Source organism: Pseudomonas sp. NPDC089752, from assembly GCF_044748725.1.
In the GTDB taxonomy this organism is placed as follows: Bacteria; Pseudomonadota; Gammaproteobacteria; order Pseudomonadales; family Pseudomonadaceae; genus Aquipseudomonas.
This window is the reverse complement of sequence record NZ_JBIVGP010000031.1, coordinates 1-10,592: the sequence shown is the minus strand read 5'-3', so window position 1 is coordinate 10,592 and position 10,592 is coordinate 1. Positions and strand designations below refer to the sequence as shown.

The 10,592-nt window shown below is 66.0% G+C and carries 3 protein-coding genes; all 3 read right to left on the bottom strand.

Going from position 1 to position 10,592, the window contains the following annotated elements:
- The coding region (locus ACIPZF_RS26040) for a condensation domain-containing protein (protein WP_400804938.1) at positions 1 to 2,053 on the bottom strand (2,053 nt) is incomplete at its 3' end.
- Positions 2,053 to 9,906, bottom strand: coding sequence for an amino acid adenylation domain-containing protein (locus tag ACIPZF_RS26035; protein WP_400804936.1), 7,854 nt, complete (start codon positions 9,904 to 9,906; stop codon positions 2,053 to 2,055). The genes ACIPZF_RS26040 and ACIPZF_RS26035, both read right to left, overlap by 1 nt.
- Positions 9,907 to 9,917: 11 nt before the next feature.
- On the bottom strand, positions 9,918 to 10,592 hold a 675-nt coding region (locus tag ACIPZF_RS26030), incomplete at its 5' end, for a phosphopantetheine-binding protein (RefSeq protein ID WP_400804933.1).

Here is a 10,592-nt window from a genome sequence, read left to right as displayed (position 1 = left end):
GCATCCAGCACAGCCGGTTGGTCAGCGCCTTGTGGCGGTTGCCGGCGCCTTTCGGCTTGCCGGTGGAGCCCGAGGTGTAGATCACGTAGGCGAGGTTTTCCGGCGCTGGCAACACGCCGGTTGGGGCGCTGGAATAGCCCAGGTGGCCGTGCAGGTCCAGGTTCAGCGTGCGCACCGCAGCGGGCACCGGCAGTTGCAGGTGGCTCTGGCTCAGCAGCAATTCGATGCCGCTGTCCTCGAACATGTATGCCAGGCGGTCACGCGGGTATTCCGGGTCCAGCGGCACGTAGGCGCCACCGGCCTTGAGTACCGCCAGCAGGCCCAGCACCATCTCCAGGCTGCGCTCCACGGCGATGCCGACCAGCACATCAGGGCCGACGCCTTGCTCGATCAATTGGTGCGCCAGTTGGTTGGCCTGCTGGTCCAGCTCGCGGTAACTCAGCTGTGCGTCGCCGAACACCAGCGCCACGGCGTCAGGGGTTTTCGCCGCCTGCGCTTCGATCAGCGTGTGCACGGCGCTGTCCAGCGGGTAGTGGTCGATCGCGGTAGCGTTCCACTGCTCGACGATCAGCTGCTGCTCGGCGGCATCGAGCATCGGCAGTTCGCCGACACGTTGGCTGGGGTCGGCGACGATCGCCTGCAAGAGATTTTGCCAGTGCGCGGCCAGGCGCTCGACCGTCGTGCGGGCGAACAGGTCGGTGGCATAGGTCAGGCTGGCCGACAAGCCATCGGCCGATTCGAAGGTATCCAGCGCCAGGTCAAGCTGCGCCGTGCCGTTGTCCCACTGCAACGACTCCACGTCCAGCCCACTGCCACCGTTTGAGGCAACGCGAGCCGGGCGAGCGTTGCCCTGATGGTTGAACAACACCTGGAACAGCGGGTTATGGCTGAGGTTGCGCTCGGGCTGCAACGCCTCCACCAGTTGCTCGAACGGCAGGTCCTGGTGCGCCTGGGCGTCCAGGGCATGCTGCTTGACTTGCTGCAGCAGGGCCGTGAACGGTTGCTCGCCGTGCACGTCGGCCTGAAGGATCTGGGTGTTGACGAAGAAGCCGATCAGCCGCTCGGTCTCGACCCTGTTACGGTTTGCCGTCGGTACCCCGACGCGGATGCGCGCCTGGCCAGTGTGACGGTGCAGCAAGACCTGGTACGAGGCCAACAGCAGCATGAACAGCGTCACGTTGTGGCGCTGCGCCAGCGCTTGCAGCCCCTGGAACAGGCCCGGGCGCAACGCCACCTGCAGGCGTTCACCCCGGAAGCTCTGCTGCGCCGGGCGTGGCTGGTCGAGCGGCAGCGCCAGCACCGGGTGCTCAGTACCCAGGTGGGCGCGCCAATAGGCCAGCTGGCGCTCTTGCTCGCCCGCTTCCATCCAGTGCCGCTGCCAAATGGCATAGTCGGCATATTGGATCGGCAGTTCCGGCAGTTGCAGTTCGCTACCCTGGCTGAAGTGGCCATAGAGTTCGACCAGTTCACGCACCATGACCTGCATCGACCAGCCGTCGGAGACGATATGGTGCTGGGTCAACGCCAGCACATGGTCCTGCTCGCCCAGCGCCAGCAGGCGCACGCGCAACAACGGGCCGTGGTCCAGGTCGAAGGGTTGTGCCGTCTCGCGCTCGACGAAGGCACGGATCACTGCTTGCAGGTCCTGGCCCTGACGCTGCGCCGTTTCCACCTCGAGGCGCAGCGTCGCGTGGGCCTGCACCACCTGACGGACTTCACCGTCAACGTGCTCGAAACACGTGCGCAGGGTGTCGTGCCGCGCAATCAGCGCATTGAAACTGCGCTCCAGGCTGGCGACATCCAGCGCGCCACGCAGGCGCAGGGTGGTGGGGATGTGGTACGCGGTGCTGTGCGGGTCGAGCGTCCAGAGAAACCACTGGCGCTGCTGGGCGAACGACAGCGGCAGCGCCGCGAACGCCTCGCGTACCGGCGGGATCGGCAGGTTGGCGGGCGACACGCCCTCCGCCAGCATCTTCTCCAGGTACACCTTGCGCTTGTCCAGAGGCAGCGTGATGAACCGCTTGGCGATTCGAGCGGCAACCAACTTGTCCATCAGACTTCCTCCATTTCGTCGAGCAGGCTTTCCAGCTTGTTCAGCGTCGACGTGTTGACTTGTTCACCACTGACTTCCAACTGGGCGACAAAATCAGCCAGGTTCGGAAATTGGAAAATGAGTTGTGGGGTCAGGCTCAAGCCCAGCTCCAGTTGCAGCCGTGACACCACATTCACTGCCAGCAGCGAGTGGCCGCCGAGTTCGAAGAAGTGGTCACTCAGGCCCACCCGGGCAACGCCCAGCACATCCTGCCAAACCGCAGCCACCTGGCACTCGAGGGTGCTCTGCGGGGCAACGAAATCGCTTAGCCGCGGGCCGCTGTCCGGGCTGGGCAGGGCCTTGCGGTCGAGCTTGCCATTGACGGTCAGCGGCAACGCGTCGATGAACAGCACATGCGCCGGCACCATGTAGTCGGCCAACTGCGCCTTGAGGTGGGCGCGCAAGGTTTCGCGCAGGGCCAGCGGGTCACCGCCGGCTTCACGCGGCACCACATAGGCCACCAGTTGCTGCCCAGCCATGCCGTCAACGGCCAGCACCACGGCCTCGCGCACCTGCGCCAGGGCCAGCAGCTGCGCTTCGATTTCACCCAGCTCGATGCGGAAGCCGCGAATCTTCACCTGGTGGTCGATACGCCCGATGTACTCGATGCAGCCATCTTCACGCTCGGTGACCAGGTCACCGGTGCGGTACAAGCGCGAACCGTTGTCGTCGAATGGGTTGGCGACAAAGCGCGTGGCGCTCAACCCCGCCTGCTTCAGGTAGCCACGGGCCAGGCCCGCGCCGCCAATGAACAGCTCGCCGGTCGCGCCCTGGGCGACCGGGTTGAGGTCGGCGTCGAGCAAATACCAGTTGAGGTCGCCAATCGGCTTGCCGATCGGGCTCGCGACCTGGGCGTCCAGGTCCGCCAGCGACAATGGCCGGTAGGTGACGTGCACCGTGGTTTCGGTAATGCCGTACATGTTGATCAGGCGCGGGGCCTGGTCACCAAAGCGCTCGAACCACGGCCGCAGTGCCTTGACTTCCAGGGCTTCGCCACCGAATACCACGTGGCGCAGGCTGTGTTCGGCACTGGCTGGCGAGGCGCAGGCCACCTGCATCAGCGACTTGAACGCCGACGGAGTCTGGTTGAGAACCGTGACACGCTCCTCACACAGCAGCTGGTAGAACGCCTCGGGCGCCCGGCTGACCTCCTGAGGCACGATCACCAAGCGGCCACCGTACAGCAGCGCACCGAAGATTTCCCATACCGAGAAGTCGAAGGCGAACGAGTGGAACAGCGTCCACACGTCGTCGGCCGCGAAGCCGAACCAGGCCTCGGTGGCCTGGAACAACCGGACCACGTTGCGGTGCGGCAGCAGCGTGCCCTTGGGCCGGCCGGTTGAGCCGGAGGTATAGATGACATACGCCAGGTTGTCGGCCTGCACCTGTACCTGCGGCGCGCTGGCGGGATACGCCTGCACGTCGTCTTCCAGCACCAGCGTGGCCAGGCCGGCAGGCGTGGCGATGCGTGACTGCAGTGAGGCCTGGGTCAGCAGCAGCGCAATGCCGCTGTCCTCGATGATGTAGCTCAAGCGCTGCTCGGGAGCTTGCGGGTCAAGCGGCACATAGGCCCCGCCCGCCTTGAGGATCGCGAGCAAGCCGACGATCATCCAGGGGCCGCGCTCGGCGGCGATGCCAACCCGCACATCGGCGCCCACGCCGAACTCGCCCAGGCGGTGCGCCCAGCGGTTGGCCTGGGCGTCCAGCTCGGCGTAGCTCCAGTGCTCGCCCTGGTGGCTCAGCGCGATGGCGTGCGGCGTGCGCGCGGCCTGGGCCGCGATCATCTGGTGCAGGCACGGCTGGTCATGCCAGTGCAGCGTGTTGGGGTTCCACCGGCGCAGCAACGCCGCCTGTTCCTGGGGACTGTGCAACTGGCAGGCGCCCAGGCGCTGCGAGCCGTCGCCACTGGCCATCTGCAGCAACAGTTGGCAGAGCTGGCCGTGCAAGCGCGCAATCGCTGGCGCAGCGAACGCCTGACGGTCGTAGTTGAAGTGCAGCTTGAGCCGCTCGCCGAGGCTCGCAGAGAGCGTCAGCGGGTAGTTGCTCTGCTCGTGATTGTGCAGGTTGGCGAACTGAATGCCCGGGGGGTTGGCCTGCTCCAGCGCCTCGGATACCGGGTAGTTCTCGAACACCAGGATGTTGTCGAACAAGGCTTCACCGGCCTGCCCAGCCCAGCGCTGAATTTCGAACAGCGGCGTGTGTTCCTGTTCGCGCAGGGCCAGGTTCTGTGTCTGCACCGTCTGCAACCAGTGCGCTACGCTGAACTGCGCACGCGGGCTGGCGATCACCGGCAAGGTGTTGATGAACAGGCCGATCTGCTGCTCGATGCCGCTGAGTTCGCTGGGCCGGCCCGCCACGGTGGCGCCGAAGCACACGGTGTCGGCGCCACTGTAACGCTGCAGAAGCAGCAGCCACGCAGCCTGCACCAAGGTGTTGAAGGTCACCTTGTGCTGACGGCAGAACTCCACCAGCCGCACCGTCTGCGCGGTATCCAGGCCGCCGTGCAAATTGTCGTGGCCCTGCTCGGCGCCACTGCCAGCGGCCACGCAGCGGGCCAGTTGCGTCGGCGTGCCGAGGTCGGCCAGTTGCTGCTTCCAGAAGACTTCGCTGGCGCCCAGGTCCTGACGCTGGAGCCAGGCGATGTAGTCGGCATAGCGTCCGGTCGTGGCCTGTGGCACCTCACCACTGTAGCGTTGCAGCACTTCACCGAGCAGCCGTGAGGCGCTCCAGCCATCCATCAGGATGTGGTGGTGGGTGTAGATCAGCTGGTAACGGTCGTCGCCCGTGCGCACCAGCACCAGGCGCAACAGCGGCGCCTCGGCCAGGTCGAAGCCCTGCGCGCGCTGGGCGTCGGCCAGGGCGTCCAGGCTTGGCGCCAGGTCCTCTCGGCCACGCCAATCGTGCAACGCATACGGCAGCCCCACCTGGCGCTGAACGATCTGCAGCGGCTGTTCGAGGCCCTGCCAGACAAACCCGGTACGCAGGATGTCATGGCTATCGATCACTGCCTGCCAGGCCGCAGCGAAGCGCTCCGGGTCCAGCCCCTGGATGTCCAGGCGCATCTGGCTGATGTAGTCGCCCGAGCCGTGCTGGTACAACGAATGGAACAACATGCCCTGCTGCATGGCCGACAGGCCGTAGAGGTTGTCGATGCGCGCCGCCGGCAGCGGCAGTGCATCCAGTTGCGCCTGGGTCAGCGCCGCCAGCGGGAAGTCCGAAGGGGTCACCGCCCACACCTGCTCGTCCAGGCAGTGGCGTACCAGCGCCTGCAACTGGGCGATCAGTGCATCGGCCAGGTGCTCGACGGTGGCCGCGTCGAACATGGCCTGGCTGTAGGTCCAGCTCAGGCTCAGCTGGCCATCGAACACCTTGCCGGCAATGTTCAGCCAATTGTCCAACGGCGCCGACGCGCTCTGCTGGGCACCACCGTCCTCAGCTGCCGGGCGCAGCCAGGCAGCGCCTTCGCCGGCAAAGCTGGCATCGAACTGGCCCAGGTAGTTGAAGGTGATGCGCGGCACCGCCAGGCTGGCCAGCGCGGCACGTGTAGGCTCATCACCCAGGTGGCGCAGCACACCGAAGCCCAGGCCTTTGGCCGGCAACGCACGCAGTTGTTCCTTGACCTGCTTGAGGGTGCTGTCGAGGTCATGGCCGGCCTGCAGACGCATCGGGAAGGCACTGGTGAACCAGCCGACGCTGCGGGTCAGATCGATATCGTCGAACAGAGCCTCACGGCCGTGCCCTTCGAGCTTTATCAGCGTGTCGGCGCGGCCGGTCCAGCGGCTGACCACCAGGGCCAAGGCACTGAGCAGCAGGTCATTGACCTGGGTGCGATACGCCGCAGGCGCCTGTTGCAGCAACTGCCGGGTAGTGGCCGGGTCGAGCTGGCGGTGCACGGTCGCTGCGTGCTGGTTGCCCAGGGCACCTTCGGCGCGCTCGCACGGAAGATCGGCGTCGACACCGTGCAATTGTGCCTGCCAGTAACCCAGCTCGGCCTGCAGGGCTTCGCTGCGGGCATACTCACCGAGGCGTTCGGCCCAGGCCTTGACCGAGCTGGTCTTGGCCGGCAGGCGCGGTGCCTGGCCGGCCTGCAACTGTTGGTAGGCGGTTTGCAGGTCTTCGAAGAGGATACGCCAGGACACGCCGTCCACTGCCAGGTGATGAATGACCAGCAACAGACGCTGGCTGCCGTCGTCCAGATCAACCAGCAATGCACGCAGCAGTGGCCCCTGCTGCAGGTCCAGGCTAGCCTGGACTTGGTTGCAGGCAGCGGTCAGGCCAGCCAGGCCAAGCCCGTGCAGGTGTTCGAGCAACGGCTGCGCGGACTGCTCGTCCAGGCCCCGGTAGCGCGCCACCCAGGTGCCGGGTTGCGGGTCGAACACCAGGCGCAGGGCGTCATGGTGGCGAGACAAGGCTTGCAACGCCTGCTCCAGCACAACGGCGTCCAGCGCCTGCCGCGGTTGCAACAGCACCGACTGGTTCCAGTGGTGACGCTGCGGCATGGCGGTGGCAAAGAACTCATGGTGGATCGGCAGTAACGGCATCGGCCCCTGCAGCGGCGCCTGGTCAATCGTCAGGCCCTGACCACCGACCTCGGCAACCGTGGCCAGGCCCTGCACGGTCTGGTGCTGGAACAGTTGCTTGGCGTTGATGACGATGCCCGCCTGGCGCGCGCGGCTGACCACCTGCAAGGTGATGATCGAATCGCCGCCCAGTTCGAAGAAGTTGTCGCTTACACCGACCTGCTCGCGCTTCAACACGTCTTGCCAGATGCCCGCCAGCGCCTTTTCCACCGCGCTCTGCGGGGCAACGAAGGCATGCAGCGGGGTAGCCTCGGGTTGCGGCAGGGCTTTACGGTCGAGCTTGCCGTTGGGGGTCAGTGGCAGCTGGTCGAGCAGCACCAGGTGCGCCGGCACCATGTAGTCCGGCAAGTGTTCGCGCAGGCCAGCCTTGATGCGTTGGCGCAGGCTTTGTGGGTCGGCGGCGGCAGTCACCGGCACGCCATAGGCCACCAGTTGCTGGCCAACGGCGCCGTCCACTGCCAGCACCACGGCTTCGCGCAGTTCACCCAACGCCAGCAGGCGCGCTTCGATCTCACCCAGCTCGATGCGGAATCCGCGCACCTTGACCTGGTGGTCGATACGCCCGACATACTCCAGCGGCGCCTGCCAGGCCTGGCGCAGTAAATCACCGGTACGGTACATGCGCTGCCCATCGGCGGCGAACGGGTCCGGCACGAAACGTTCGGCGGTAAGGCCCGGGCGTGCCAGGTAGCCACGGGTGATGCCCTCGCCCGCCAGGTACAATTCGGCCGCGACACCGGCCGGCACCACCTGCAACTGTGGATCCAGCAGGTAGCCCCGGGTATTGCCCAGCGGCAGGCCGATGTTCGCCTTGCCACCCGCCTCACGGCGGGTCCAGGTGGAATAGGTGGTGTCTTCGGAGGGGCCGTACAAGTCATAGACATGCTCGACCGTCGACTGCGCATACAGGGCATCGACCAGGCCCTGCTTGAGCGGCTCGCCCGCCAGGTTGATGATGCGCACCGAAGGCGGGATCTGCCCGGCGCGGTGCAGGCCGGCAATCGCCGACGGCACTGTATTGATCAGCCGCACCTGGTCGCGGGCAGCCAGCTCCGGCAGCGCCAGGGCATTGCGCGCCAGTACCAGCGAGCCGCCATTGCCCAGGGTGACGAACAGCTCCCAGACCGACAAGTCGAAGCAAATCGATGTGGAGGCCAACACGCCCTGGATCGCGGCTTCGGGGTAAACCGTGGCCGACCAGCGCATCAGCGCCATGACGTTGCGATGGGCAATGGCGACGCCTTTCGGCTTGCCGGTGGAACCGGAGGTATAGATCACATAGGCCAGGTTCTGCGCGCTGACCTGCGTGCTCGGGTTGCCTTCGCCGTAGCCCTGGGTCGCCAGGTCAGCGCCCGCTTCCAGCAGCACCACGTGCAGCGTATCGAGGGCGGGTAGCTCCGCCAGCAACGCTTGCTGGCTGATGATCACCCGCGCGCGGCTGTCATCTAGCATGTAGGCCACACGCTCGGCCGGGTAGTCCGGGTCGAGCGGCACATAGGCGCCGCCGGCCTTGAGCACCGCCAGCAGGGCGACGAGCATTTCCGTCGTGCGCGGCAAGGCCACCGCCACCCGCACTTCCGGGCCCACGCCCAGCTCGATCAGGCGGTGCGCCAGCGCGTTGGCCCGGCGATTGAGTTCGGCATAGCCCAGCACCTGCTCGTCGGCATACAGCGCTGGCGCGTCTGCCTTGATCAACACCTGCGCCTCGATCTGCCGATGAATGCACTGGCTGCGGTCGTAGTCCTGGGCTGGGCCGCTGCAGCCCTCGGCCAGGGCTTGCTGCTCGGTGCCGCTCAGCAGTGGCAGCCGCTCGATGCGCTGGGCGGGGTCGTCGACCAGCCCTTGCAACAGGGCCAGCCAATGCCCGGCCATGCGCTCGATGGTCGGGGCGTCGAACAGGTCGGTGGCGTAGGTCAGGCTGGCACTCAGTTGCTCGCCGGTTTCCTGGGTGTTGAGGGTGAGGTCGAACTGCGACGTCTGCTTGTCCCAGCTCAGGCTTTCCAGCGCCAGCCCCTGGCTGCGGCCGGCCTCGCGGCGACGGCCGTGGCCGTCACCCTGGTGGTTGTACATGATCTGGAACAGCGGGCTGTGGCTCAAGGTGCGCTGCGGGTGCAAGGCGTCGACCAGCTGTTCGAACGGCAAGTCCTGGTGGTCCTGCGCCGCCTGCACGGTGGCACGCACCTGCTGCAACAGTTCGGCGAAAGTCGTCACGCCGGTGAAGTCGGCCTTGAGTACCTGGGTGTTGACGAAGAAACCGATCAGGCCCTCCGTTTCCACCCGATTACGGTTGGCGGTGGGTACGCCGACACGGATATCGCCCTGCCCGCTGTACCGGTGCAGCAAGGCCTGGAAGCTTGCCAGCAGCAACATGAACAGGGTGACATTGTCACGCTGGGCCATGCTTTTGAGGGCCGCAGCCAGGGGAGCCGGCACCTGCAGGTCGTAACGCGCACCGCGGTCACTCAGTTGCGCCGGCCGCGGGTGATCATAAGGCAGCGACAGCACACCGGGCTCGTCTACCAGCTGCGCGGTCCAGTAGGCCAGTTGCCGCTCGCGCTCCCCGGCGTCCATCCATTGGCGTTGCCACTGGGCGTAGTCGGCGTACTGGATCGGCAACTCAGGCAGGCTCGGCGCCTGCCCGAGGCAGAACGCCTGGTAACAGTGCATCAGCTCGTCGATCATCACCTGCATCGACCAACCATCGGAAATAATATGGTGCTGGGTCAGTACCAGCACATGGTCGTCGTCGGCCAGGCGCAGCACGCGCACGCGCCACAGTGGCGCCTGGCGCAGGTCGAACAGGCGCTTGCTCTCTTCCTCCACGCAGGCGTGCAGCTGCGCCGGGTCGACGGCGTCCAAGGGCTCGACTGGCAAACTCAGGGTGAACGCGTCGTTGACCACCTGCACCACCTGGCCCTGGTCTTCCACCAGGGCGGTGCGCAGGCTTTCGTGACGGGCGATCAGCGCGTTGAAGGCGCGCTCCAGCGCCGGCACATCCAGCGCCCCACGCAAGCGCAGGGCGGTCGGGATGTGATACGCCGAACTCGTCGGGTCGAGATGCCAGAGGAACCATTGACGCTCCTGGGCAAAGGACAACAGCAGTGGCTCGGCACTGTCGCGCTTGAAAATGGGCACCACCGAAAACAGGTTGATGCCCTTTTGCTTGAGCAGTACTGCCAGCGCTTTTCTCTCTTTTGCCGAGAGACTTCCAACCGACTCGATCAACGCTTGCACCCAAGGCTCCTTTACGAAAGTAGTTTCTCCAACTCAGTGCTGGATAAACGTTTGAGAGCCTCCAAAGATTTAGCCAATTCGTCGTCTACCGAGCGATGTACCGCACACAGGCCTTGGACGCGCTCGGCAAACGCCTCCAGGCTGTCGGTTTCGAACAGGTCCTTGAGCGGCACCTCGACCCGCACCAGGCTGCGCACCCGCACCACCACTTGCGTGGCCAGCAGCGAATGCCCGCCCAGGGCGAAGAAGTTGTCGTCCAGGCCTACCCGTTCGACCTGCAGCACTTGCTCCCAGACCTCTGCCAATTGCCCTTCCAGCTCGGTCTGCGGCGCACGCCAGGCGCGAGCCAGGCATTGCTCGCCCAACCCCGGCAGGGCCTTGCGTTCGAGCTTGCCATTGGGGCTCAGTGGCAAGGCGTCGAGGAACAGCAGGTGGTTGGGCACCATGTAGTCGGGCAAATGCTCGGCCAGTGCCGCACGCAGCCGCTCACGCAATACGACGGCCGCTTCGGGCGGCGCAGCCGCCACCACATAGGCCGCCAGTTGCAAGCCGGAAGGGCTGTCCACCGCCAGCACGGCGGCTTCGCGGACCTCGTCCTGTTCCAGCAACCGCGCTTCGATCTCACCCAGCTCGATGCGCAAGCCGCGGATCTTCACCTGGTGGTCGATCCGGCCCATGTACTCGAT